The 25,343-nt window shown below is 69.8% G+C and carries 22 protein-coding genes, 1 tRNA gene and 1 pseudogene; 17 read left to right on the top strand and 7 right to left on the bottom strand.

The genetic code is table 11. From position 1 onward, the window contains the following. Window positions 1-250: 250 nt before the first annotated feature. From hflK to ACX9MN_RS24675, 4 genes are all read left to right on the top strand, one after another. Window positions 251-1,444: an FtsH protease activity modulator HflK gene (hflK, locus tag ACX9MN_RS24690; protein WP_042672660.1), complete on the top strand. Its 1,194-nt coding sequence runs from the start codon at window positions 251-253 to the stop codon at window positions 1,442-1,444. Then, window positions 1,441-2,418 (top strand): protease modulator HflC, encoded by a 978-nt coding sequence (gene hflC, locus ACX9MN_RS24685; RefSeq protein WP_489725709.1) that lies wholly within the window; start codon window positions 1,441-1,443, stop codon window positions 2,416-2,418. The genes hflK and hflC overlap by 4 nt, the downstream gene beginning before the upstream one ends. A gap of 113 nt (window positions 2,419-2,531) precedes the next feature. Then, on the top strand, window positions 2,532-4,079 hold the full coding sequence (locus ACX9MN_RS24680) for a DegQ family serine endoprotease (RefSeq protein ID WP_489726355.1): 1,548 nt from the start codon (window positions 2,532-2,534) through the stop codon (window positions 4,077-4,079). Window positions 4,080-4,219: 140 nt separating this feature from the next. Continuing rightward, window positions 4,220-4,693, top strand: a complete 474-nt coding sequence (locus ACX9MN_RS24675; RefSeq protein ID WP_489725708.1) for a CCDC90 family protein — start codon at window positions 4,220-4,222, stop codon at window positions 4,691-4,693. A 3-nt stretch (window positions 4,694-4,696) separates the two neighbouring features. On the opposite strand, the gene serB is transcribed toward ACX9MN_RS24675, so the two are convergent. Beyond that, entirely contained in the window at window positions 4,697-5,590 is an 894-nt protein-coding gene (gene serB / locus ACX9MN_RS24670) for a phosphoserine phosphatase SerB (protein ID WP_482958964.1), read from the bottom strand. A gap of 14 nt (window positions 5,591-5,604) precedes the next feature. Between serB and miaA the strand changes: the two genes are divergently transcribed. Continuing rightward, on the top strand, window positions 5,605-6,531 hold the full coding sequence (gene miaA, locus ACX9MN_RS24665; protein ID WP_489725707.1) for a tRNA (adenosine(37)-N6)-dimethylallyltransferase MiaA: 927 nt from the start codon (window positions 5,605-5,607) through the stop codon (window positions 6,529-6,531). 127 nt (window positions 6,532-6,658) lie between these two features. Here miaA and ACX9MN_RS24660 read toward each other — a convergent pair whose 3' ends face one another. Beyond that, window positions 6,659-7,528: an NAD(P)-dependent oxidoreductase gene (locus ACX9MN_RS24660; RefSeq protein WP_020091284.1), complete on the bottom strand. Its 870-nt coding sequence runs from the start codon at window positions 7,526-7,528 to the stop codon at window positions 6,659-6,661. Window positions 7,529-7,817: 289 nt separating this feature from the next. Between ACX9MN_RS24660 and ACX9MN_RS24655 the strand changes: the two genes are divergently transcribed. From ACX9MN_RS24655 to ACX9MN_RS24635, 5 genes are all read left to right on the top strand, one after another. Beyond that, a complete protein-coding gene (locus ACX9MN_RS24655) occupies window positions 7,818-9,878 on the top strand; it encodes a carbon starvation CstA family protein (protein WP_489725706.1) in 2,061 nt (686 codons plus the stop codon). A gap of 8 nt (window positions 9,879-9,886) precedes the next feature. After that, window positions 9,887-10,108, top strand: coding sequence for a YbdD/YjiX family protein (locus tag ACX9MN_RS24650; protein ID WP_020091282.1), 222 nt, complete (start codon window positions 9,887-9,889; stop codon window positions 10,106-10,108). Between the two features lie 164 nt (window positions 10,109-10,272). Next, entirely contained in the window at window positions 10,273-10,473 is a 201-nt protein-coding gene (locus ACX9MN_RS24645) for a DUF3606 domain-containing protein (RefSeq protein ID WP_091675589.1), read from the top strand. A 106-nt stretch (window positions 10,474-10,579) separates the two neighbouring features. Continuing rightward, a complete protein-coding gene (locus ACX9MN_RS24640) occupies window positions 10,580-11,014 on the top strand; it encodes a tellurite resistance TerB family protein (protein WP_020091280.1) in 435 nt (144 codons plus the stop codon). Between the two features lie 284 nt (window positions 11,015-11,298). Further along, window positions 11,299-14,595, top strand: coding sequence for an efflux RND transporter permease subunit (locus ACX9MN_RS24635; protein ID WP_489725705.1), 3,297 nt, complete (start codon window positions 11,299-11,301; stop codon window positions 14,593-14,595). Window positions 14,596-14,692: 97 nt separating this feature from the next. Here the strand turns inward: ACX9MN_RS24635 and cynS are convergent, their stop codons facing one another. Then, complete coding sequence (gene cynS, locus ACX9MN_RS24630) at window positions 14,693-15,181, bottom strand: cyanase (RefSeq protein WP_029358676.1); 489 nt, start codon at window positions 15,179-15,181, stop codon at window positions 14,693-14,695. A 306-nt stretch (window positions 15,182-15,487) separates the two neighbouring features. Here cynS and ACX9MN_RS24625 point away from each other — a divergent pair, with 306 nt between their 5' ends. The 5 genes from ACX9MN_RS24625 (at window position 15,488) to ACX9MN_RS24605 (ending at window position 21,460) form a co-directional block, all read left to right on the top strand. Further along, window positions 15,488-17,380 (top strand): sigma-54 interaction domain-containing protein, encoded by a 1,893-nt coding sequence (locus tag ACX9MN_RS24625; RefSeq protein WP_489725704.1) that lies wholly within the window; start codon window positions 15,488-15,490, stop codon window positions 17,378-17,380. An 86-nt stretch (window positions 17,381-17,466) separates the two neighbouring features. After that, window positions 17,467-18,747, top strand: coding sequence for an EAL domain-containing protein (locus ACX9MN_RS24620; RefSeq protein ID WP_489725703.1), 1,281 nt, complete (start codon window positions 17,467-17,469; stop codon window positions 18,745-18,747). Between the two features lie 177 nt (window positions 18,748-18,924). Next, complete coding sequence (gene tsaE / locus ACX9MN_RS24615) at window positions 18,925-20,487, top strand: tRNA (adenosine(37)-N6)-threonylcarbamoyltransferase complex ATPase subunit type 1 TsaE (protein WP_489725702.1); 1,563 nt, start codon at window positions 18,925-18,927, stop codon at window positions 20,485-20,487. 19 nt (window positions 20,488-20,506) lie between these two features. Next, window positions 20,507-21,259: a nucleotidyltransferase family protein gene (locus ACX9MN_RS24610; RefSeq protein ID WP_489725701.1), complete on the top strand. Its 753-nt coding sequence runs from the start codon at window positions 20,507-20,509 to the stop codon at window positions 21,257-21,259. 124 nt (window positions 21,260-21,383) lie between these two features. Continuing rightward, a tRNA-Arg gene (locus ACX9MN_RS24605) sits at window positions 21,384-21,460 on the top strand. 550 nt (window positions 21,461-22,010) lie between these two features. On the opposite strand, the pseudogene ACX9MN_RS24600 reads toward ACX9MN_RS24605, so the two are convergent. Both ACX9MN_RS24600 and ACX9MN_RS24595 read right to left on the bottom strand, forming a co-directional pair. Further along, window positions 22,011-23,003 (bottom strand): annotated as a pseudogene (locus ACX9MN_RS24600) (recombinase family protein); the annotation flags it as partial. Between the two features lie 45 nt (window positions 23,004-23,048). Then, entirely contained in the window at window positions 23,049-23,312 is a 264-nt protein-coding gene (locus ACX9MN_RS24595; protein ID WP_489725700.1) for a hypothetical protein, read from the bottom strand. 514 nt (window positions 23,313-23,826) lie between these two features. On the opposite strand from ACX9MN_RS24595, the gene ACX9MN_RS24590 reads away from it, so the two are divergent. Both ACX9MN_RS24590 and ACX9MN_RS24585 read left to right on the top strand, forming a co-directional pair. After that, complete coding sequence (locus tag ACX9MN_RS24590; RefSeq protein ID WP_489725699.1) at window positions 23,827-24,150, top strand: hypothetical protein; 324 nt, start codon at window positions 23,827-23,829, stop codon at window positions 24,148-24,150. Between the two features lie 14 nt (window positions 24,151-24,164). Then, on the top strand, window positions 24,165-24,374 hold the full coding sequence (locus ACX9MN_RS24585; protein ID WP_489725698.1) for a hypothetical protein: 210 nt from the start codon (window positions 24,165-24,167) through the stop codon (window positions 24,372-24,374). 243 nt (window positions 24,375-24,617) lie between these two features. On the opposite strand, the gene ACX9MN_RS24580 is transcribed toward ACX9MN_RS24585, so the two are convergent. Beyond that, window positions 24,618-24,914 carry a type II toxin-antitoxin system RelE/ParE family toxin gene (locus tag ACX9MN_RS24580; protein ID WP_489725697.1) on the bottom strand — a complete coding sequence of 99 codons (297 nt, stop codon included), beginning with the start codon at window positions 24,912-24,914 and terminating at the stop codon, window positions 24,618-24,620. Further along, entirely contained in the window at window positions 24,904-25,149 is a 246-nt protein-coding gene (locus ACX9MN_RS24575) for a type II toxin-antitoxin system ParD family antitoxin (RefSeq protein WP_447703381.1), read from the bottom strand. Before ACX9MN_RS24575 ends, ACX9MN_RS24580 begins: the two co-directional genes overlap by 11 nt. Between the last annotated feature and the right edge of the window lie 194 nt (window positions 25,150-25,343).

The raw sequence follows: 25,343 nt of genomic DNA, 5'->3' as shown, positions 1-25,343 counted from the left end.
CATGCCCACCTGCCAGCCTTGACAGCACGGGGCGTGCGCCCGCAGGTGCCTGTCGGGTGCGCGCGCTCACGCCGGGCCTGCACATCCTGCGGGAAGATGCGCTTGCGGGCCCTCGAGGCCTCCAGCCGGGAGCGGTCGCGGTGCGATCGGTCCGGATGGTCGGGACTAGGCGGGCGAGCGTGGCCGTTCAGGCAGGGGGCGCCGGTCGGGACGTGGGCCGGGCGCGGACAGGCAGGAGACGACGGCTAGGATGCCTTGGAGCAATCAGAGCGGCGGCGGGGGGCCCTGGGGCCGGCCCGGCGGTAACGGCGGTGGTCCCTGGGGTGGCGGCAGCGGCGGCGGCGGTGGCAAGACGCCGCCGAACCTCGAGGACCTGCTCCGGCGCGGGCAGGACCGCCTGCGCGGTCTGATCCCGGGCGGCGGTGGCGGTTCGGGCGGCGGTTACGGCGGCGGCGGCTCGACCGGCGTCGGCGGCGGCCGCAGCGCGGCGGTGATCGCCGTCCTGGCCGTCGCCATCTGGCTCGCGACCGGCTTCTACACCGTCTACCCCCGTCAGGTCGGCATCGAGACCATCTTCGGCCGCTACGTCGGCACCAAGGGCGAGGGCCTGCGCTACAACTTCCCCTATCCGATCGGCGGGGTGGTGAAGCCGGATGTCGGCTCCCAGAACTCGATCCAGATCGGCTTCCGCGCCGGCCCGAACGGGCAGGGCCGCAACCGCGACGTGCCGGACGAGAGCCTGATGCTCACCGGCGACGAGAACATCGTCGATCTCGACTTCGAGGTGCAGTGGCGGGTCAACCCGCTGAAGGCCTCCGACTTCGTGTTCAACCTCCAGAATCCGGAGGGCACCATCAAGGCGATCTCCGAGAGCGCGATGCGCGAGGTGATCGGCCGCCGCAACATCCAGGCGATCCTCACCAACGAGCAGTCGAGCATCGCCCAGGAGGTGAAGGAGATGGTCCAGAAGGCGCTCGACGAGTACGGCGCCGGCGTGCGCATCGAGGTGGTGCAGCTCGTCTCGGTCAACCCGCCGCCGGAAGTGCGCCCCGCCTTCATCGACGTGAACGCGGCCCAGCAGGACGCCGACACGGCGCAGAACGAGGCCAAGACCTACGCCAGCCGCGAGGTGCCGCAGGCCCGCGGTAAGGCGTCCCAGATCGTCCAGCAGGCCGAGGCCTACCGGACGAAGGCGACCGCCGACGCCACCGGCCAGGCCGCGCGCTTCAGCGAGGTCTACGCCTCCTACAAGGCCGCCCCGGCGATCAGCCGAGAGCGGATCTTCCTGGAGACGATGGAGAAGGTCCTGGGCTCCGTGAACAAGGTGATCATCGACCAGAACGGGACGCAGTCCGGCGGTGCCACCGCGGCCGGCGTGCTGCCGGTGCTGCCGCTCTCCGAGTTCGGCGCCCGCGCCCAGACCCAGACGGGAGCTGCCCGATGAAACAGGCTCTCCGCACCGGCCTGATCGTGGTCGCGGCCATCGTCGCGATCGGCCTCTACGCCTCGATCTTCACCGTCGGCCAGATGCAGCAGGCGCTCGTCCTGCAGTTCGGCCGCGTCCGGGCCGTCCTCAACGCCACCGGCGAGGACAAGCCCGGCCTGTACTTCAAGATCCCGTTCATGGAGAACGTGGTCGTCTTCGACAAGCGCGTGCTCGACCTCGACCTGCCGGTCCAGACGGTGCTCACCGCCGACCGGCAGAACCTGGAGGTGGACGCCTTCGCCCGCTACCGGATCGTCGATCCGCTGCGCTTCTACCAGGCGGTGGGCAATATCGGGCTGGCCAACCAGCGGCTCGCGAGCTTCACCAATTCCGGCCTGCGCAACGTGCTCGCCCGCTCGACCCGCGACGCGATCGTGAAGACCGATCGCGGGCAGCTGATGCACCAGATCCAGGAGGACGTGAACCGGCAGGCCAAGGCGCTCGGCATCGAGATCGTCGACCTGCGCATGACCCGCGTCGACCTGCCCGCGCAGAACTCGGCCGCCGTCTACCGGCGGATGAAGACCGAGCGCGAGCGCGAGGCCGCCGACATCCGCGCCAACGGTGACCAGATCGCCGCCACGATCCGCGCCAAGGCCGACCGCGAGGTCACGGTCATCCTGGCCGAGGCGACGCAGAAATCCGAGCAGCTGCGTGGACAGGGTGACGCGGACAAGAACCGTATCCTCGCGGAAGCGTTCGGGAAGGACGCGGATTTCTTCAGCTTCTACCGCTCGATGCAGGCCTACGAGAGCGGGCTGAAGGGATCCGATACCCGCCTGGTGATCAGCCCGAACACGGACTTCTTCCGCTTCTTCAGCGATCCGCAGGGCCGGGCACCCGCCCCGGCCGCCCGCGGGCCGCGCGGGCCGGCCGATCCGAGCGCCACCACGGGCTCGACGACCGGCTCCACGGCGGGGACGGCGCGCTGAGGGGGCCCGTTGGCGCCCCGGCGCCCGGGGATTACCGTGCAGGACAACCCGCGGGCGATCGGCCATCGGTCGGGGCCCGCGGGACCGGAAACGCGTTCATGAAGAGGTCGACCATGCACCCCGTCGCGAGCGCCCCCGAGGCGCCGTTCGACCGCGCCCCGGCGCGGCCCCGCTCCCGCGCCCGCGCGGTGATGGCCTCGATCCTGATCGGCGCCTCGGTCACCGTCTCCGTGGCCGCGGCCGCCCTGCCGGTGCCGGCCTTCGCCAAGGGGCCGGCCTCCCTCGCCGATCTCGCCGAGCAGGTCACCGACGCGGTGGTGAACATCTCCGCGTCCACCACCGTCGAGGCCCGCGCCGGCCGTGCCGGGCCGCAGGTGCCCCCGGGCACCCCGTTCGAGGACCTGTTCGAGGAGTTCTTCAACCGGCGCGGCGGCCGCGGCGGCGGCGGTGACGGCGACGGGCCGCGTCAGCAGCGCAAGTCGAACTCCCTCGGCTCCGGCTTCATCATCGATTCCGCCGGCCTCGTGGTGACGAACAACCACGTCATCGGCGACGCCAACGACATCCAGGTCATCCTGCACGACGGCACGAAGCTGAAGGCCGAGATCGTCGGCAAGGATTCGAAGATCGACCTCGCCGTCCTGCGGGTGAAGCCCCCGGCCGACCGCACGCTGAAGGCCGTGCCGTTCGGCGATTCCGACAAGATGCGGCCCGGCGACTGGGTCATCGCCATCGGCAACCCGTTCGGGCTCGGCGGCTCGGTCTCGGCCGGCATCGTCTCGGCGCGGGGCCGGAACATCGAGTCCGGACCCTACGACAACTACATCCAGACCGACGCGGCCATCAACAAGGGCAATTCCGGCGGCCCGCTGTTCAACATGGACGGCGAGGTGATCGGCATCAACACGGCGATCCTGTCGCCGACCGGCGGCTCGGTGGGCATCGGCTTCGCGGTCCCGTCGGGCACGGCCAAGCCCGTGATCGACCAGCTCCGCGACTTCGGCGAGGTCCGCCGCGGCTGGCTCGGCGTGCGCATCCAGAACGTCGACGACACCACCGCCGAGGCGCTCAACCTCAAGGGCGGCGCGCGGGGCGCCCTGGTGGCCGGCGTCGACGAGAAGGGACCGGCCAAGACCGCCGGGATCGAGGTCGGCGACGTGATCCTGAAGTTCAACGGCGCGCCGGTGAAAGCGTCGGGCGACCTCCCGCGCATCGTCGCCTCGACCCCGGTCGGCCAGAAGGTCGACGTGGTCGTCATGCGCAAAGGCGAGGAGGTGACGAAGCCCGTCACCCTCGGCCGCCTGGAGGACGGCGACAAGCCGCAGCTCGCCAACCTGCGCCAGCCGGAGCCTGAGAGCGCGACCCGGCAGGCGCTGGGCCTCAACCTCTCCGGCATGACCGACGAGCTGCGCAAGAAGTACTCCATCAAGGACACCGTGAAGGGCGTGGTCGTCACCCGGGTCGACCCGAACTCGACCGCCGCCGACAAGCGGATCCAGCCCGGCGAGGTGATCGTCGAGGTCGGCCAGGAGTCGGTCAGCACCCCCGCGGAGGTGACCAAGCGGATCGACGCCCTCAAGAAGGACGGGCGCAAGTCGGTGCTGCTGCTGGTGGCGGGCGCCACCGGCGACGTGCGCTTCGTGGCCGTCGGCCTCGACTGAGCGGTCTCATGGCGTCGCCGAGGGCCGTCGCTCCGCGGGGAGCGGCGGCCCTCGCGCGTTCAGGGGGCCCACATTGACGCTGCGCCGCGGCACGGCACACTGGGGCCGCGAGTCGGTGCGGCTCGGACGGGTTCGGACCCATGACGGCCGTTGCGTTCGACACCCTGAAGTTCGCCCGCGCCCTGCGGGAGAAGGCGAAGCTGTCGCCCGAGCAGGCGGAGGGCCTGGCCGACGCGCTGGTGGACGTCTTCGACGGGAATCTTGCAACCAAAGCCGACATTCGCGACGTGCAGGCCGAACTGCAGATCGTCCGCGGCGATATCGAAGCCCTCAAGATACAGACCCGCGGCGACATCGAGGCACTGCGACTCACGACCCAGGCGGATTCTGACAGTCTTCGTCAGTCGACCAAGTCGGATATCGAAGCCCTCCGCCTCTCCACAAAAGCCGACATCGACGGTCTCCGCCTCGAGACCAAGGCCGACATCGAGGCCGTGAAGGGCGCGATCGCCTCCGCGAAGGTCGAGACGGTGCGCTGGCTCGTCGGCGCGATCGGCTTTCAGACGCTCGCCGTGCTCGGCGCGGTCATCACCCTGACCCGCACCCTCCACTGAGCCTCACCCCACGAACTCCGCCGCCGCGTAGCCCTGCAGGTACAGGAGCGCGGTGAGGTCGCCGTGCTCGACCCGGACCCGCGCCGCGGCCGCGACCGCGGGCTTGGCCCGGAACGCCACCCCGAGGCCGGCCTCGCCCAGCATGTCGAGGTCGTTGGCGCCGTCGCCGACCGCGAGGGTCTCGGCGGCGCCGAGGCCCAGCTGCCCGCGCAGCGCGATCAGCGTCGCGCGCTTCTCGGCCTTCCCGACGATCGGGTCCTCCACCAGGCCGGTGAGCCGCCCGTCCGCCACGCCCAGCACGTTGGACCGGTGCTCGTCGAAGCCGATCATCGCGGCGATCGGGCCGGTGAACAGGGTGAAGCCCCCGGAGACCAGGCAGGTATGGGCGCCGTGCGCCCGCATCGTCCGCACCAGCGTGCCGCCGCCCGGGGTCAGGGTCAGGTGCTCGGCGATCAGCCCGTCGACCGCGCCGACCGGGATGTCCTTCAGGAGCGCGACGCGCTCGCGCAGGGCCGGCTCGAAGGCGATCTCGCCCCGCATCGCCCGCTCGGTGATCGCCGCCACGTGGTCCTTGAGGCCGAGCGTCCCGGCGAGCTCGTCGATGCATTCCTGCTCGATCATGGTGGAATCCATGTCGGCCAGGAACAGGCGCTTGCGCCTGTGGGTGTCGGCGGGCAGCACCGCGAGGTCGATCGGCTCGCCGGCCAGCGCCGTGCGCAGCCTGTCGGTGAGGGACGCCGCGGCCGCGGGCTCGCCCGGCACCAGCAGCTCGGCCGCCACCTCGCCGTGCAGGATCCGGGGCTGGTGCTCCGTCCGCAGCACGGCGCGCGTCTCGGCCAGCACCGCGTCGGTGATGGACGGCCGATCCGGGTTTGCTATCAGGACCGCGACCAGCATCGTGGAGTTTCGCCTTGCCGCCAGACCGGGGGGAAGCCGGGGGGCGCCCGGCCGCGGTCCTCATCGCAGGGCCCACCGCGTCGGGCAAGTCGGCGCTGGCCGCCCGGTTGGCGGAGCGTCACGGCGGCGTGGTGATCAACACCGATTCCATGCAGGTCTACGCGGACCTGCGCCGCCTGACCGCCCGGCCCGACCCGGACGAGGAGGCGCGCGTGCCTCACCGGCTCTACGGCCACGTCGACGGCGCCGTGAACTACTCCGCGGGGCACTTCTCGCGGGACGCGGCGGCGCTGCTGGCGACGCTCGGCGGGCGCCTGCCGGTCTTCGTCGGCGGCACCGGCCTGTACTTCCGGGCGCTGGAGCAGGGCTTCTCGGAGCTGCCGCCGGTGCCCGAGGCGGTGCGCGCGCGGGTGCGGGAGGAGGCCGAGGGCCGCCCGACCGAGGCGCTGCACGCCGAGCTCGGCCGGCACGATCCCGAGGGGGCCGCCCGCCTGCGGCCGAGCGACCGGATGCGGGTGATGCGCGCCCTGGAGATTTTTCTCGCGACGGGCCGGCCGATCGCCAGCTTCTACGGCGACCCGGTGCCCGGGCCGCTCGCCGGCCGGAACCTCCAGAGAATCTTCCTGGCACCCGACCGGGCGGTGCTGCGCGCCCGGATCGACGCCCGCTTCCGGACCATGATCGCCGAGGGGGCGCTGGACGAGGTCGCCCGCCTGCGCGCGCGCGATCTCGACCCGATGCTGCCGGTGATGCGCGCCCACGGGGTGCCGGGCCTGATCGCCCACCTCGACGGGGCGATGAGCCTCGAAGCGGCGATCGTCCGGGGGCAGGCGGACACGCGCGCCTACGCCAAGCGCCAGGTCACGTGGTTCCGCCACCAGATGGGGGAGGCGTGGCGCTGGGTGGATCCGGAATCCGCGGGGGTCGAGGAACTGTTCTGAGGCGAGCGTCCGACCCGCCGGGGGAGACCGACGCGCGCCGCCGCGATCCAGGCGGCCCCCTCTCGCGCGTGAGAGGGAGCCTGTCGCGTCTTGCCCGGTCCTCGGCTCCGGGCGAAGGCCGGAGGCGTCAGCGCTCCAGCCGCGCCACGAGGCTCGACGTGTCCCAGCGGTTGCCGCCCATGGCCTGCACCTCGGCGTAGAACTGGTCGACGAGGGCCGAGACCGGGAGCTTGGCGCCGTTGCGGCGGGCCTCGTCGAGCAGGATGCCGAGATCCTTGCGCATCCAGTCGACCGCGAAGCCGAAGTCGAACTTGCCCGCGTTCATGGTCTTGCCGCGGTTCTCCATCTGCCAGGAGCCGGCGGCGCCCTTGGAGATCACGTCGAGCACCGCCTCGACGTCGAGGCCGGCGCGCTTGGCGAAGTGGACGCCCTCCGACAGGCCCTGAACGAGGCCGGCGATGCAGATCTGGTTGACCATCTTGGTGAGCTGGCCGGCGCCGGCCGGGCCCATCAGCCGGCAGGCGCGCGCGAAGGACCCGATCGCGCCCTCGACCTTGGCGTAGGTCGCCGCGTCGCCGCCGCACATCACGGTGAGCACGCCGTTCTCGGCGCCCGCCTGGCCGCCGGAGACCGGCGCGTCGATGAAGCCGAGCCCCTTGGCCTCGGCCGCCGCGGCGAGCTCCCGGGCGACCTCGGCGGAGGCCGTGGTGTGATCGACGAACACCGCGCCGGGCTTCATGCCGGCGAGCGCCCCGTCGTCGCCCAGCACGACGCTGCGCAGGTCGTCGTCGTTGCCCACGCAGGCGAACACGATCTCGGCGCCCTCGGCGGCCTGCCGAGGCGTGGGCGCGTGGGCGCCGCCGTAGGTCTTCACCCAGGCCTCGGCCTTCGGGGTGGTGCGGTTGTAGACGGTGACGTCGTGGCCACCCTTCTTGGCGAGGTGTCCGGCCATCGGGCCGCCCATCACGCCGAGACCCAGGAATGCGACCTTCGCCATTGTCGTGCGCTCCTCGCGGGCCCGACCGCGCCGGCGCCCTTCCATCTCCGACGGCGGGCGGCGACGGAGCTCGGCAGCCGGGCCGTGAAGGGGGTCGGGGCCGTGCCGGGGGACCCGATGTGACAGATTGGGCGTCGTGCCGCCGCCGACGCTGCATCACAGCTCGGATCGCTTGCGTCAACGGCGGACCAATAGGATAACCCGCCCGTGTAGCCCGGGACCACGAAGTCCCAGCCGGAGCCCCCCGCGCGTGGCCCCGCGCGCGAGGCGTTCGGTCAGGGAGTGGGACATGGGTACGGCGATCGGCAGGCACGGGCCCTGGGCCCTCGTGGGGGCGCTCGGCGCCGCGGCGCTGGCGATCGTGGCGAGCGAGCGCGGCGAGACGATCAACGCCCTCTGGATCGTGGTCGCGGCGGTCTGCGTCTACCTCATCGCCTACCGCTACTATTCCCAGTTCATCGCCGACAAGGTGATGCGGCTCGACCCGAAGCGCGCGACCCCCGCGGTGCGCCACAACGACGGGCTCGACTACGTGCCCACCAACCGCGGCGTCCTGTTCGGCCACCACTTCGCGGCGATCGCGGGCGCGGGCCCGCTGGTCGGCCCGGTGCTCGCCGCCCAGATGGGCTACCTGCCCGGCATGCTGTGGATCCTGGCCGGCGTGGTCCTCGCGGGCGCCGTGCAGGACTTCATGGTCCTGTTCGTGTCGATGCGCCGGGACGGCCGCTCGCTCGGCGAGCTGATCCGGGCCGAGCTCGGAACCGTGCCGGGCATCATCGCCCTGTTCGGCACCTTCCTGATCATGGTGATCCTGCTCGCCGTGCTGGCGCTGATCGTCGTCAAGGCGCTCGCCGAGAGCCCCTGGGGCACCTTCACGGTGATGTCGACGATCCCGATCGCCATGCTGATGGGCGTCTATTCCCGCTACATCCGCCCGGGCAAGATCGGCGAGGTCTCGATCCTCGGCTTCGTCCTGCTGATGCTGGCCATCGTCGCCGGCGGCTCGGTGGCGGCGAGCCCGGTCTGGGGGCCGGCCTTCACCTTCACGGGCCCGCAGCTCTGCTGGATGCTGATCGGCTACGGCTTCGTGGCGTCGATCCTGCCGGTCTGGCTGCTGCTGGCCCCGCGCGACTACCTGTCGACCTTCCTCAAGATCGGCACCATCGTGGGCCTCGCGCTCGGCATCGCCTTCGTGGCGCCGCACATGCAGATGCCGGCGGTCACCAAGTTCGTGGACGGCACCGGCCCAGTCTGGGCGGGCAGCCTGTTCCCGTTCCTGTTCATCACCATCGCCTGCGGCGCGGTCTCGGGCTTCCACGCCCTGATCTCGTCGGGCACCACCCCGAAGCTGATCGCCAGCGAGTCCGACGCCCGCTTCATCGGCTACGGCGGCATGCTGATGGAATCCTTCGTGGCGATCATGGCGCTGGTCTCGGCCTGCGTGATCGACCCGGGCGTCTACTTCACCATGAACTCGCCCGCGGCCCTCGTCGGCACGACGCCCGAGACCGCCGCCGCCGCGGTGACCAAGCTCGGCTTCGCCACGACGCCGGAGGTCATCACCCAGACCGCCGCCGACGTCGGCGAGCACACGATCATCTCGCGGGCCGGCGGCGCGCCGACCCTCGCGGTCGGCATGGCCCACATCATCTCGTCCGCCATCGGCGGCAAGGCGATGATGGCCTTCTGGTACCATTTCGCGATCCTGTTCGAGGCGCTGTTCATCCTCACGGCCGTGGACGCGGGCACCCGCGCCTGCCGGTTCATGGTGCAGGACCTCGTGGCGCTCGCGGTGCCGTCGTTCAAGAACACCACGTCGTGGGGTCCGAGCATCGCGGCGACCGCCATCTCGGTGGGGGCCTGGGGCTACTTCCTGTACCAGGGCGTGACCGACCCGCTCGGCGGCATCAACACCCTGTGGCCGCTCTTCGGCATCTCGAACCAGATGCTGGCCGCGGTGGCGCTGACGCTCTGCACGGTGGTGATCTTCAAGATGAAGCGCGAGCGCTACGCGTTCGTGACCATCATCCCGACCGCGTGGCTGTGCATCTGCACCCTCACGGCCGGCTGGCAGAAGATCTTCTCGGCCGACCCGAAGATCGGCTTCCTGGCGCACGCCGAGCGCTACGCGGCCGCCGCCGCCGAGGGCAAGATCCTGGCGCCTGCCAAGAACGCCGACCAGATGAGCCAGATCATCCTCAACGACCGGATCGACGCGGTGCTGGCGGCGCTGTTCATCGGTCTCGTCGTCGCCATCGCGGGCTTCGGCATCGCCGCCTGCGTGAAGGCGTGGCGCGCGGACCGCTGGACCGCGCTGGAGACCGAGCCGCACATGGTCCCGGCGGAGTAGGAGGTCCCATGCTGCCGTCGTCGAACCTGCGGGACCGGATCCGGACGCTGTCCAAGTGCGTCTGCGACGGCGCCCGCCTGATGGTCGGGCAGGGGGACTACGCGGCCTATGCCGAGCATGTCCGCCGCACCCATCCCGACCAGGCGCCGATGAGCGAGGTGGAGTTCTTCCGCAACCGGGAGAACGCCCGCTTCGGGGTCGGCAACACCGCGGGCTTCCGCTGCTGCTGACAGGCGGCCGGTGAGCTTGGTCGTCCTTGCTTCGCTGTGCGCGCGATGACGGCGGCGCGTCTTCGCCGCGGACCGGGCCCCGCTCGCTGCGCGGACCCGATCGGGCCCGGCCGGCGTTCTCCACGCCGGGGGGCCGCCCGGCCCTCGCGCGACGCGGAGAGCCGATGACCGACCAGAGCGTGCAGGATCCGATCGAGCCCCGGGCCGTCAACACCGCCCATGCCTGGGAGCGGGCCTACTGGGCGCGCCGGTTCATGGTCCCGGTGGAGCAGGTCGAGGCCGCCGTGGCGGCGGTCGGCGACGATCCGGCCCGCGTGGCCGCCCATCTCGGGCGGGACTGGCCGGGCCACGAGCCCGCCACCTGATCCCGCCGCGCCAGGACTAGTCCTCCGCGATCCCGGGCTTAAGCTCGGCCGCATCTTGACTCCGCCGCCACAATATCCGCCATCTCAGGCCCGACGGGAGGTCGGCATGAGCATTTTCCAGGACGCCATCCTTCGGTTCGGCCGCACGATCATGTCGTACGCGGGCGACGCGGTCTTCCTGCAGGCCGCGGTCTCGTCCGCCGCCAACGTCATCGTGGCCGATGGCGACGTGGGCGAGGAGGAGATCGAGTCGGCGATCACCGGCATCCGCGCCAACCCGATCCTCGAGAAATCCTACGACACGCTGCGCGTCGAGCAGGAGCTCTACGAGGCGATCACCCGGGCCAAGACCCGGGCCGGGCGGCTGGAGAACCTGCGCCATGTCGGCGCCATCGCGGATCGGCCGATCGAGCAGCGCCAGGACGTGTTCCTGATCGGCGCGGACGTGGCCGATATCGACGGCATCAGCGAGGTCGAGCACAAGGCGCTCGACGAGATCGCCGGGGCGCTGCAGGTCGACAAGTCCGCCCTGCTGCGCTGATCCGGCCGGCCCGTCGCCCGGCAGACCCCGGGACGGCGCGCCGGGACCGCTCTCCCCGTCCGGCACCCGCATCCCGAGGTGACGCGGCCCGGCCCGCCGTGCCGGGTGTTCGCGGACGCCGGCGCGGGCGCGATGCGGGCCGCGACGCGGCCGCCATCCCGAACCTGCGGCGACGCGGCCCGTCCCTTGCCTGACCGGACGTGATAGCGAAACAGTCCGGGTTTAGCCGGTAAGCCGGTATACAACGCGGAGTTGCCGGCCCGGGGCCGGACGGCGGAGACCGCATGGGCCTCGTCCTCTACGCGCTCAAGTTCCGGATCACGACCTACGTGCTCGCGGTCCTGATGATGCTCGGCGGCGTCGGGGCGATCGTCGTCGCGCCGAAGGACGTGCTGCCGGTCGTCGACATCCCGGTCGTCGTGGTGGTCTGGACCTATACCGGCCTCTCGGCGCCGGAGATGGAACAGCGCATCACGACCTACGCCGAGTACGGCATCTCCAACAACGTCAACAACATCCGCCGCATGGAGTCGACGACGCTCCAGGGCACGGCGGTGCAGCGGATCTACTTCGAGCCCACCGTCAGCCTCAATCTCGCCATTGCCCAGGTGGTGTCCTCGACCAACTCGATCCGTGCCGTGATGCCCCCCGGCACGCAGCCGCCGGTGATCGTGCGCTACTCCGCCTCCTCGGTGCCGGTGATCCAGCTCGCCCTGACCTCGGCCAAGGAGAGCCTCAACCAAGTCTACGACTACGCCCAGTACCGGATCCGCCAGACCCTGGCGCAGGTCCCGGGCTCGACCCTGCCGTCGCCCTTCGGCGGCGCGCCCCGGCAGATCATGGTCGACCTCGACCTCAACGCCCTCCAGGCGCTCGGCCTGACGCCGCTCGACGTCACCAACGCCATGACGGCCCAGAACCTGACCGTGCCGTCCGGCCTCGCCAAGATCGGCGAGCAGCAGTACCCGGTCCAGCTCAACGGCACCCCGCCGTCGATCGAGACCCTGAACCTCGCGCCGATCAAGGTGGTGGCCGGCCAGCCCGTGCTGGTGCGCGACGTCGCCTATGTCCGCGACGGCGGCCCGCCGCAGGTCAACGTGGTCAGCGCCGACGGCCAGCAGGCCGTGCTGATGCAGATCATCAAGAACGGCAACGCCTCGACCCTGAGCGTGGTCAACAACGTCAAGGCGGCGATGCCGACGATTCGCGCCGCCGCGCCCGAGGGGCTGGCGATCAAGCCGCTGTTCGACCAGTCGGTCTACGTCTCGAACGCCATCGAGGGGGTGCTCCACGAGGCGCTGACCGCGGCGGCCCTGACCGGCCTCGCCATCCTGCTGTTCCTCGGCTCCTGGCGCTCGACGATCATCGTGCTGATCTCGATCCCGCTCTGCGTCATGACCTCGCTCGCCGTGCTGGCGGCGCTCGGCGAGACCATCAACGTGATGACGCTGGGCGGCCTGGCGCTCGCGGTCGGCATCCTGGTGGACGACGCCACGGTGGCGATCGAGAACACCTACCGGCTGTTCGAGGAGGGCGAGGAGTTCCGCGAGAGCGTGGTCCACGGCGCCGCCGGCATCGCCAAGCCGGCGCTGATCTCGACGCTCGCGATCTGCGCGGCCTTCACGGCCGTGTTCGCGCTCACCGACACGCCGAAATACCTGTTCACCCCGCAGGCGCTCGCGGTCGTGTTCGCGATGCTGACCTCCTACCTGCTGTCGCGGACCCTGGTGCCGCTCCTGATCGACGTGATCGTGGCGCCGGAATACCGCCAGAAGCACGCCAAGGACCGGGACGCGCACCATGACGCGCACCCGGCGCAGCACGCGGCGCCCCGGCGGGGCCGGATCGCCCGGGCCGTCGGCCTCGTGGGCGCCCCCGCGCTGCGGCTCGCCGGCCGGATCCACGGCGCGTTCGAGCGCGGCTTCGCGCGGTTCCACCGGGGCTATGTCGGGCTGCTCCACGCGGTGCTGCGCCACCGCATCGTCACCCTGGGCGCCGTCGGCGGCGTGCTCGGCATGACCGGCGTGCTGTTCGTGTTCGTCGGCCAGGACTACTTCCCGCAGATCGAGGCGAGCCAGATGACCATGCATCTGCGCACCCGCGTCGGCATGCGCATCGAGACCGCCCGGCAGGTCTTCGCCGAGGTCGAGGACACCGTCCGCGAGGTGATCCCGGCGGGTGAGGTCGACCAGATCCTCCAGAACATCGGCCTGCCGTCGAACAACTACAACTTCGCGTTCTCGGACGGCTCGTTCGTCTCCTACAATGACGGGCAGATGCTGATCAGCCTGAAGGAGGGGCACGGCCCGGTTGCGGGCTACATGAAGCGCCTGCGGGAGGTGCTGATGAAGCGCTTCCCCGACGTGGTCGTCTACTTCCAGCCCGCCGACATGATCACCCAGATCCTGAACTTCGGCGTCCTCACGCCGATCGACGTGCAGGTCTCCGGCCGGCACAAGGAGAAGGACCTGGAGGTCGCCCAGCGCATCGTGCAGCGGCTGAAGCACACGAAGGGTCTCGTCGACGTTCACCTGCAGCAGATCGTCAACGAGCCGCAATTCTACGTCGACGTCGACCGGCGCCTCGCCTCCGAACTCGGGCTGACCGAGCAGCAGGTGGCGCAGAACATGAACATCTCGCTGTCCGGCAGCTACCAGGTCACGCCGAACTTCTGGCCCGACCCGAAGACCGGCATCCCCTACCAGCTCTGGGTGCAGACGCCCGAGTACCGCAACAGCTCGCTCACCGACCTGCGCAACACGCCGATGCTCGTGCGCGCCGCCGCGACCTCCGGCTCCGGTCCCGGGGTGCTGACCCTGCTGTCGAGCCTCGCGGACATCCGCCGGACGCCGACGCAGACCATGATCAGCCACGTCAACATCCAGCCGACCTTCGACATCTTCGCCTCGGTGCAGGACCGGGACCTCGGCTCGGTCGCGCGCGAGATCGACAGGATCGTCGAGGACGAGCAGAAGAACCTCGAGGCGCCGGACAAGATCGTCGTCCGCGGCCAGATCGAGAACATGCGCTCGGCCTTCTTCCGCCTGGAGATCGGCCTCGGCATCGCGCTGATCGCCGTCTACCTGCTGATGGCGGTGAACTACCAGAGCTGGGGCGACCCGTTCGTGGTGATCGCCGCCCTGCCGATGGCCTTCTGCGGCATCACCTTCGCGCTGTTCGTGACCGGCACGCCGTTCTCGATCCCGTCGATCTTCGGGGCGATCATGTCGGTGGGCATCGCCTCGGCGAACTCGATCCTGCTCGTCACCTTCGCCAAGGAGCACCGGGAGGAGACCGGGTGCAGCGCCCTGGAGGCGGCGATCACGGCCGGCGAGACCCGGCTGCGGCCGGTGCTGATGACCGCCTCGGCGATGTTTCTGGGGCTCATCCCGATGGCGCTCGGGACCGGCGAGGGCGGCGAGCAGAACGCCGCGCTCGCCCGCGCCGTGATGGGCGGCATCGCCTTCGCGACGCCCGCGACCCTGCTGCTGGTGCCGTTCCTCTACGTGCTGATGCGCGGCGGCCCGGCGCGGCCGGTGCAGGATTACCTGGAGCCGGAGGGCCGCCCGGCGGCGGCGTGAGGGACGGCGGCGCGTCGCGCGCCGCGGCCGGTGTCGCTGGCCCGATCCGGATGCCTGACCGTCGGATCCCGGTCGGGGGGATGCCCTTGCGGGTCGCTCACCCCTCCTTGAAGCCGTATTCCGGCGTGTCGTCGTCGTTGCCGTAGTACTTGTACGGCAGGAACTTGCCCGACATGGTGAGCTTCACGCGGTCGCCCTTGTTGTTGGCCTCCCGGGCCATGTCCATGTTGAAGTCGATCGCCGACATGATGCCGTCGCCGAACTCCTCCTGGATCAACTCCTTGAAGGTCGTGCCGTAGACCATCACCAGCTCGTAGAACCGGTAGATCAGCGGGTCGGTGGGCGGCATGGACGGGATCGAGCCGCGATAGGGCGGCTCGTTGAGCATCCGCTCCTCGGCGGCGGTGAGGCCGAAGAGCTCGGCCGCCCGCTTGGCCTGGGCCTTCGGGAGCTTCATCTGGCCCATGCAGGCCGCGGTGATCAGGAACGGCGACAGGCCGCCGATCTCCGCGTGGATGTGCTTCCAGCTCCACCCCTTCTCGCGCTTGATGTCGAGAAGCTTCTCGGTGAGGTCTTCGCGCTTCATCGTCGGCTCCCGGATCTCGATCTGCGATGGGTCCGGTGAGGCCGCGCGCTCCGCGGCCCCACCCACCCGGTGCGGGTGCGCGTCCGGACCGCGACCGGTGAGGGGGGACGGTCGCGTCCGGACGCGGACATCCGCCGGGCGTCGTCGCGGCGCGCCTTCGGGAGCGGTGCCGGCCGACGGGCGGACAGCCTCACTCGGCAAAGGGTGTGCCAGAAGGGATGCCGGAGAAATCGCTCGGTCTTCCAGAGGTTTGGGTCGCCGGAAGTCCCTCACGACATCTCGTCGGAAACGAGATATCGTGAGCCAATGACGATATCTCGTGAGTCCGGTGCCGCCGGAAGCTTCGGGCCGGTCTTCGAGGCGAGCCCGGATCCCATGCTGGTCCTCGCGCCGGAGGAGGACCGGGTCGCGGACGCCAACCCGGCGGCGGCGCGCCTTCTCGGCTACGGCCGCCCGGCGCTGCGCGGCGCACGGGCGAGCGCCCTGTTCCCGGGCCAGCTCCCGGCGCTCACGGTCTTCACCGAGGCCGCGCTGGCCAGGGGGCACTGGTGGACGCGCACATTGGCGCCGCGCGACGCGGCCGGGCGCGACCTGCGGGTCGAGACCGCGGCCTTCCCGCTCCCGGGCGACGCGATGCGCCTCCTCGTCACCCTGGCGGACCCGGACACGCTCCACCGCCGCCAGGTCGACGGCGAGGCCGAGGCGCACATGCGCGCCGGCCTCTCGGAGTGGCAGCGCGTGGAGCGCATCTTCCGCGACATCGAGCGGGGCAACCAGCTGATCCTGCGCGCGGCCGGGGAGGGGATCTACGGCGTCAACGCGGAGGGTGTGACCACCTTCGTCAACCCGGCCGCCGCGCGCATGCTCGGCTGCGAGGCCGCCGACCTCGTCGGCCGGGACATGCACGCCGCCGTGCACCACACCCGCCCGGACGGGAGCCACTACCCCCACCGCGACTGCCCGATCTACGCGGCGTTCCGGGACGGGACCGTGCACCAAGTCGATCACGAGGTCTTCTGGCGCGCCGACGGGACCGCCTTCCCGGTCGAGTACACCTCGACGCCGATCCGCGACCGGGGGCGCCTGCTCGGCGCCGTCATCGTGTTCCGCGACATCAGCCAGCGCCGTGAGGCCGAGGCCCGCCTGACGAGCGCACTCGCCGAGGTCGATTCCCTCCGGGAGCGCCTGGAGCTGGAGAACGCCTACCTGAAGGAGGAGATCCGAGCCGAGCGCCAGCACCAGGGCATCATCGGCCGCTCGCCCGCCATCGCGGCGACGCTCCGGCAGGTCGACCGCGTCGCCGCCACCGACGCCACCGTGCTGATCACTGGCGAATCCGGCACCGGCAAGGAGCTGATCGCCCGGGCGATCCACGAGGGCAGCCGCCGCAGTGCCCGCCCGATGATCCGCGTCAACTGCGCGGCGATCCCCCGCGAGCTGTTCGAGAGCGAGTTCTTCGGCCACGCCAAGGGCAGCTTCACGGGGGCGCTGCGCGACCGGGTCGGCCGGTTCGAACTCGCCGACGGCGGCACGCTGTTCCTCGACGAGGTCGGGGAGATCCCCCTCGATCTCCAGGGCAAGCTGCTGCGCGTCCTGCAGGAGCGCTCGTTCGAGCGGGTCGGTGAGGCGCGCACCCGGGCGGTGGACGTGCGCGTGGTCGCGGCCACCAACCGGGACCTGCGCGCCGAGATCCGGGCGGGCCGCTTCCGGGAGGACCTCTACTTCCGCCTCAACGTCTTCCCGATCCAGGCGCGGCCCCTGCGCGAGCGGCCCGAGGACATCCCACCGATCGCCCAGCACCTGCTCCGGGTCGCCGCGCGCCGCCTCACCGTCCCGGAGCCGCGCCTCACGGAGGGCGATGTCCGCCGCCTCTGCCGCTATTCCTGGCCCGGCAATGTCCGGGAACTGGAGAACGTGATCGAGCGGGCGGTGATCCTCTCCGCCCGGGGGCGCCTCCGCCTCGACCTGCCCGACAGTGAGGCGACCGGACCTGCGGACGCGGCCAGCCCGGCCGCGCCGCCCGGCGGGCGGCCCGCCACCGAGGCCGAGCGCCGGGCGCGCGACCGCGCCGAGATCGTCGCGGCCCTGGCGCTGGCGGGCGGCCGGATCTCCGGGCCGGGCGGCGCGGCCGCGCTCCTCGGCCTTCGGCCGACGACGCTGGCCTCGCGGATCAAGGCACACGGGATCCCGCGCGGCTGATCCGGCGGGCCCTTGATCCGATCTTAAGGCCGCTGTGCCTACGCTCGCGCCGGGCTTTCCCCGCGAAGGCGCAGCGTCCCCGACCGATGCACGACCTCTCCGACCCCGTCACTCTCCCGGCCGGCACCGTCCTGTTCGAGGAGGGGGCGATCGGGCACTGCGCCTACCTGATCCTGAGCGGGCGCATCGCGATCTTCCGGCGGCGCGACGGCGGTGAGGCCGTGCTCGCCCGGCGCGGCCCCGGCGAGATCTTCGGCGAGATGGCCATCTTCGACGCCCTCCCGCGCTCCGCCGGCGCGCGCGCCGAGGCGGATAGCGTGCTCGTCCCGGTGGACGCGGCGCAGATCCGCCAGCGGCTCGCCGGCGCCGATCCGATCCTGCGCCTCTGCCTCGAGGGGCTCATCGCCCGGTTCCGCGAGACCCTGCCCCGCCTCGGGCCGGCTTCCGCCGAGGGGCTTCAGGCGCCGCCGTCGCCCTCCGCCCGCGCCGATTTCGACGCGACGGTCGCGTCGCTCGCGCAGGAGCGCGCCCTGCGGCGCGCCCTGGCCCGGGACGAGTTCGCGCTGTTCCTGCAGCCGATCGTGCGGCTCGCCACCGGGCGCCTCGCCGGCTTCGAGGCCCTGATCCGCTGGCACGATCCCGAGCGCGGGCTCGTGCCCCCCGCCGCCTTCATTCCGGCCGCCGAGGCGAACGGCCTGATCCTGGCGATCACCGCCTGGGTGATCGACGCGATCGGCCGGATCGTGCCCCGCATCCTGCAGGCCGGCCTGCGCGCGCCCGCCTCCGTCGAGCCCTCCCTGTTCGTGAGCTTCAACGTCACGGCCCAGGATCTCGCCCGCGCGGACATACCGGGCCTCGTCGACGCGATGCTGCGCCGGACCAGCCTCGCGCCCGGCGCCCTCAAGATCGAGGTCACCGAGAGCGCGCTGATGCAGGATCCGGCCGGGGCCGCGGCCGCCCTCGCGCGCTGTCGCGCCGCCGGCCTCGGCATCGCGGTGGACGATTTCGGCACCGGCTACTCCTCGCTCAGCCATCTCAGCACCCTGCCGATCACCACGCTCAAGGTGGACCGGGCCTTCGTCCGGGCGATGCTGGCGGAGCCGCGCGATCGCCGGATCGTCCAGACCATCCTGCGGCTCGCCGAGGAGATCGGGGTGACGGCGGTCGCGGAGGGCATCGAGGGCCGCGCCGAGGCGGAGGCCCTCGCGGCGATGGGCTGCGCCCTGGGCCAGGGCTACCATTTCGGCCGCCCGATGCCGGAGGCCGACGCCCTCGCGGCGGCGGCGGCCTGGAACGCCGAGGCGTGGCGTGTCGGGCTCTCCGGGGAGGCTGATCCGGGGCGGCACGGGTTCCACGCCCGGGCCTGACGGATTCCCGGGCCCGGCGCGGTCTTTCGCCACCCCCGCGAGCGTGGTTTCGATGCACCGGGCGGGCGGGAAGCGCGCGGCTCCGGGCGGAAACGCTTGCATCCGGTGCGTGTTTTCGGACCATGCGTCTTCGGGTCTCGGAGGCGGGCTTTGGGCGGAGACGAGCGGGACGGGCAGATGGCCGAAGGGGCTGCGGGGGCATCCGCGCATCCGGCGCCCTGGGAATTCGTGCTGCCGGAGGAGACGGCCACCGAGGATCTCGGCCTGTTCCTGTCCGAGTTCCTGATGCCCGGGGACGTCGTGGCTCTGTCCGGCGGCCTGGGTGGTGGCAAGACCACGCTCGCCCGCGCGGTCATCCGTGAGCTCGCCGGCGACGCGCGCCTGGAGGTGCCGAGCCCGACCTTCACGCTGATCCAGCCCTACGCGGCCCGCGACGGCCGGCCGATCGTCCACGCCGACCTGTACCGGCTGCGCGACCCCGACGAGTTGGTGGAACTCGGCTTCGACGAGATGGCCGAGGGCGCGATCACCCTGGTGGAGTGGCCCGACCGGATGCCGCCCCGCGCCGGCCCGGTGCTGACCGTGGACCTGTCCCTGCGGGCGGAGTTCGGCCCCGAGGCGCGGCTCGCGCGGATCGACGGCACCGGCGGCATGCGCGCCCGCCTCGACCGGGCCCGCGCGGTGCGCCGCCTCCTCGACCGCAGCGGCTGGGACATCGCCGAGCGGACCTTGATGCAGGGGGACGCCTCCTCCCGCGCCTACGAGCGCCTGACCAAGCCCGACGGCACCAGCGCCGTGCTGATGATCGCGCCGCCGCGACCCGACGGGCCGCCGGTGCGGGACGGCAAGCCCTACAGCGCGATCGTGCACCTCGCCGAGAGCGTCCACGCCTTCGTGGCCCTCGACCGCGGCCTGCGGGCACTCGGCTTCTCGGCCCCGAAGATCTACGGCGAGGACCTGACCGAGGGCCTGCTCATCCTGGAGGATCTCGGCAGCGAGCCGGTGATCGAGGGCGGCGCCCCGCGGCCCGAGCGCTACGCCGAGGCGGTGCGCGTGCTGGCCAAGCTCCACGCCAACCCGCTGCCCCCGGTCCTGCCCGTGGCCGAGGGGATCGAGCACAGGCTGCCGCCCTACGACATGGAGGCGCTGCTGTTCGAGGCGGAGCTGATGCCCGAATGGTACGCCCCGGCGATCCGGAACGTCAGCCTGTCGGCGGAGGCGCGGGCGGCCTTCGTCGACCTGTGGCGGGCGGTGCTCCAGGGGGCGATTCCCGATCGGCCGACCTGGACCCTGCGCGACTACCATTCCCCGAACCTGATCTGGCTGCCCGAGCGCGACGGGCTGGAGCGGGTCGGGCTGATCGATTTCCAGGACGCCGTCATGGGCCACCCGGCCTACGACGTCGCCTCGCTGCTGCAGGATGCCCGGGTCGATTCCAGCGCGGAGTTCGAGCTGCGGCTCCTCGGCCTCTACGCCCGCGAGCGCCGCGGCCGGGACCCGACCTTCGACGTCGGCGCCTTCGCCACCGCCTACGCGCTGCTGGCGGCCCAGCGGGCCACCAAGATCCTCGGCATCTTCGCGCGCCTCGACCGGCGCGACGGCAAGCCCGGCTACCTCGCCCACCTGCCGCGGATCGAGGGCTACCTCGCCCGCAACCTCGCCCATCCGGCGCTCGCCGGTCTGCGGGCCTGGCACGCGGACCATCTGCCGGGCCTCGTCGCCCCGGCGCCCGACCCCTGACCACCGGATTCCCGACCGCATGAGCGATCCCAGCCCCGCCGTCAGCCGCGCCTTCGTCCTGGCCGCGGGCCTGGGCAAGCGCATGCGGCCGGTGACCGCCACCGTGCCGAAACCCCTGGTAGAGGTGTCCGGCAAGGCCCTGCTCGACCATGCCCTCGACCGGGTCGCCGAGGCCGGGATCAGGAGCGCAATCGTCAACGTCCACTACCTCGCCGACCTGATCGAGGGGCACCTCGCGCGCCGGGCCGAGGGGGCGGCCCCGGGACCGGCCACGACCGTCTCCGACGAGCGCGCGGCGCTGCTGGAGACGGGCGGCGGCATCCGCAAGGCGCTGCCGCTCCTGGGCGACGCGCCGTTCGTGGTGCTGAACTCGGATTCGTTCTGGCTCGAGGGGCCGGCCTCCAACCTGCGCCGGCTGATCGAGACCTGGGACGGGGACCGCATGGACGGCCTGCTGCTGGTGGCGCCGACCGCCACCAGCCTCGGCTACGAGGGCGCCGGGGATTTCGTGATGGATCCGGACGGCCGCCTAGAGCGCCGCGGCGAGCGCGCGGTGGCGCCGTTCATCTACGCGGGGGTGGCGATTCTCACGCCGGGCCTCTTCGCCGACACGCCGGAGGGCGCGTTCTCGCTCAACCTGCTGTTCGACCGGGCGATCGCGGCGGGGCGGCTGTTCGGGATGCGGCTCGACGGCCAGTGGCTGCATGTCGGCACGCCGGAGGCGATCCGGGCCGCGGAGGAGCGCGTCCGCGCGAGCGCTCGGGCCCCGTAGAGAGCCGGATCCGGGGCACGATGCGCGGAGCGCGAAGTCCTTGTCCGAAGTGTCTTGCCAAGCCGGATCTGAGCCTCTAGAAGCCCCTTCACACCGGCGGGCCGAGAGCCCGCCGCCGTGTCAGGCGCCCGTAGCTCAGCTGGATAGAGCACCAGACTACGAATCTGGGGGTCAGAGGTTCGAATCCTTTCGGGCGCGCCATTCCTATTTCGCCGCTAAAAACATCCGCTAAGACCTTGAATGGCAAGGTCAAATTTGCGGTTCTAAATCCTTCCCCGCGCTTGTAGCGAAGCCGGTCGGCGAAGGTGAGTTTGAGCACCGCGCGGCGGTCCTCGATCCGGCCTGTACTCCATAGATTCCAAGGACTTGCGATGAACGCCAAGGCGGTTCTAAGTCGCAGGTCGAAGCTGCCTTTCGGAGCCGCGCCGGAGGCGATCTTTTCGCTTAGGAGCAGCTTCTCGTTCTCCAGGCGTTGCAGCTTTTCCTCGAGCGCTCGCACCACCGCCGGGACGCTCGTCTCGACGATGCGGTCCACCAACTGATCGACCTGCTTGTCGATCTGGGCGAGGCCAGCCTGGAGCGCCTTCGTCTCAGCCGCCACGTTCTTCTGTTTGCGCGCCCATAGCTCCTTCATCATCGCCGTGGCGGCCTGGAAGAGCTGTGGGCGAGGCTGGGCGCTTTTCAGGATCGCCTCGAACTCACCCTCGATCACATCGCGACGGATCGCCTTGCCATAGCTGGCACAGGCTTTCCGGGGGCATTGGTAATAGGGATGGCGCTTGCGCTGGCTGCTGCCGCTCGTGGACCAGCAAGCCGTAAGCGGGCCGTCGCAGTCGTCGCAGATCACGAAGCCGCGCAGCGGGAAATCGACGCTCAGGTCGGTACGGTAGGTCGAGCGCAGGCCGTTGAGGCGGTCCTGGATGCGCTGATGCGTCTCCAGGCTTATGAGCGCTTCGTGGTGGCCCTTGCGGCGAGCAATGTCCCACTTGAGCGCTTCGACGTAGCCCGCATAGATCGGATTGCGGAGCATATCACCCACGCGCTGATGAGGAACCTTGCCATTCTTGGGTTTGGGGTAGGAGGGATGCTCCTCCAGGTAGCGGACGACATCGGCTTGGGATTCAAACCGGCCTGACGCGTAGCCTTCGAGCGCTTCGACAACGATGGAGGCTGCGGGCTCGTCACGGACCAGCACCTTACCGTTCAAGCCGGGGACGCGGCCGAAGCGGTAGCCGCTCGGCGCACAGAACACCGCGAAGCCATTCTGGAGCCTCGACTTCATGCGGTTGAGCGTTTGCTCGGCGTTGTTGACGCGATGATAGTCGGCGAAAGCGACCGTCACGTTCTCCATCAGGCGCGATGAGGAACGTCCATCCAAAACGCCTGCAGGCGTCTCCAACAGCGCGCCGGTCTTGGCGACCGCGCGGCGAAGGTCGGCATGGAGGTAGAAATCGCGCGTGAAGCGGTCGAGGTGATCGAAGAGAATGCGGTAGCTGTTTTTCTTATCGCCAGCCACAAAGGCGATCATATCGCGAAGGCCGGGGCGCTGGCTTTCGCTGCCCGTCAGCTTGTCGCGGAACACTTCCACAATCTGATAGCCGCATCGGGCGGCATACTCGCGAAGGCGCGTCTCTTGCGAGGCAAGGCCATCGCCCTCACGGTCCTGCTTCTTGCTGGAAATCCGGCAGTAGATCACGGCAAGAGTTTGCTGGCTCGTTGCCCTTCTTGTTGTTCGTGTTGTCATGTGCCGGTCTCCTTTAAGCTGAATGTGGTCTCCTGTGTCGGTTCGTTATTCTATCTGACCCGAATCATCTTCTTCACTGGCTGTCAGGCTGGCGACAATTTGCCCCCAGGTTTCTGGAGGAACGTCGAGTTCGACGAAGCAACGCACAATGTTCCATAGCGTGCGTAGCAGGTCGGCTTCCTGTGCTTCGCCTAAGTCAATGCCGTCGAGATAGGGACGATAAGCGTCCAGGTCGAAATCGGCCATCGAGACCGATGTCGCTTCCTTGGTGATCCGCTCAGAAAAGCGGTGTTCGTCGTCCATTGTCATGGCCGTCCTCCTTCTTTGTTGCTGGGCGGGAAGAAGTAGATCGTACGCCACAAGAAGGTTTATTGCAAGAATATATTCCTATACTGCTTTGAGGATCTTAGGGGTCACCTTTACGAAATAGGCAAAGCTTCGCTGTATGGCTGCGAGATCATTTTCGCAACCCTTATGTTAGTCGGGTTATCTTACTTCACAGCAACCGCTGTCTTGTGACTATACAACGAGGCTGCTGACTAAAAAGTGCATCGTCCTCCAGGGCATTCCCAGCCTGGTACATCAGAGTATGGTCGCTACGGTGACGGAGACAAGCCTAAGCCGCGAGCGCTCATGATCCGACGCTAAGCTTGATCGCTTGCGAGTGCCGGTCAGCGGTTCCCGCGCTCCATCCTGACCGGACGCCTACGTCCCTACAGCGCTGGGGGGCGCGGGCCTCCGGCGTCCTACCGTCGGAGAAATGGGGATTCACAGCGCGGCTTTTCGCGGTAGAATCTGCATCCGATCACTAGGAGCGGCCAGAATGACCGCGAGACCGGATCACCAGTCCGCCGCAGAAACCTGGCGCGGAAGCTGGATCAATTTCTATCAGTACCGAGGCGGGCAATCGCATCTCGGAGTCATAATCTCCGCCACGCGCGAGGAAGCCGACAAGGTGCGGGCGGTCTGGTTCGAGGGTGTGGCAGAACGAGCCAAACTCGGCCTAGTAATGGCCGTATGGGTTCCGACCAGAAAACCTTACGAGATCATCGGCAAATTCGAGCGTCGGATTGCCGACGATCACCCAAGCGTCGCAAAAGCAAAGAACTGCATTTTCTCTATCGCAATTCCTCACGAGGTGCTGTGATGGAGAGGCGCAAGATGACGGACGCCGAACTGTTTGAGACCTTCGCAGACCTGCGCATTCTGGCGATCAATATTCTCGGATTTCACTTTCTGGTGCAGGACGAAATGGCATCCGAGATAGGCCGTATCATGGCGCAATCACAGGTCTATTCTGGCGCGTATGATTTGGCGCAAGCGGTTTGCCGGATAGCCGACGCCCTACAGGCCCGCATCGATGAGGGGTGAGTCTGATGGCCGTTTCAGCTCCTTATTGCTATTCATTCGCGTTCGTAAAGCACCGGATTGCGGCGCACCGCAGGGCAGCAGCGGAACCAGAGCGCGGGCACATGGCGGCGGTTCATGCGCAGTGGGCCGATCTATGGGAGACCCAGCTCCGCGCATTCTACGAGCGTCGGCCCTTCGGAAATTTGCGCATTCTCGACTGGTATCGGCCTGCGCCATTCTGATTGCGAACCAGGCAGCGCGGAGTCAGATATGACTTTCCGTATCCATCCGCTGATGCAGGACGCGGATAACGTCGATCCCGCCATCCGTCCGCCGGTAAAATATGAAATGCGATCCAAGGCGATATTTTAGATATCCGGCTCGAACCTCGACAGGACGGCCGGACTTCGCGCCGCTGGCCAGCTCGGTTGCCGCATTGACGATGTCTTGGTGATAGCAGTCCGCCTGATCCGCCGACCATTGTCTAAACGTGTACCGCCAGATTTCTTCCAGGTCCGAACGGGCGAGGGGTGTGAACCGGGCGCGGGCGCTATTGGCCATGCTTCGCCCGCATCTCCGTTAAAAAAGCGGGGCTGTCGAGTTCTTGGGCTGGGCCGGATTCTTCGCCAGCGATAAGGGCAGCTTGAAGCGCGGCGACCTTGGCTTCCCGCTCTTCCAGTAAGCGAAGGCCTGCGCGCACCACGTCACTGGCAGAACCGTAGCGGCCGCCCTCAACCTGCCGGTCGATGAACTGGGCGAAGTGGTCTCCGAGCGAGATCGATGTGTTGCGGGCCATGGCCTACCTCCAGTTTCCAGCTTATACCAAAAATTGGTACAGCGCCAGAAATTTGCAGGCGGGCGGGTCGGTGAACCCCTAAAAGCCGGAAGGGAGCGGATATCGCGACGTGCAAGATGTGCGGTGTAGTACACCGCAATCTTGGCAAGGGGACCGCTGCGCGCCCCCGTTGCATCCCCCAGCGATGGCGCTCT

It is taken from the genome of Methylobacterium sp. 1A, from assembly GCF_058072805.1.
Note: the sequence above shows the minus strand (reverse complement) of the source record. Positions and strands in the feature narration are given on the sequence as shown.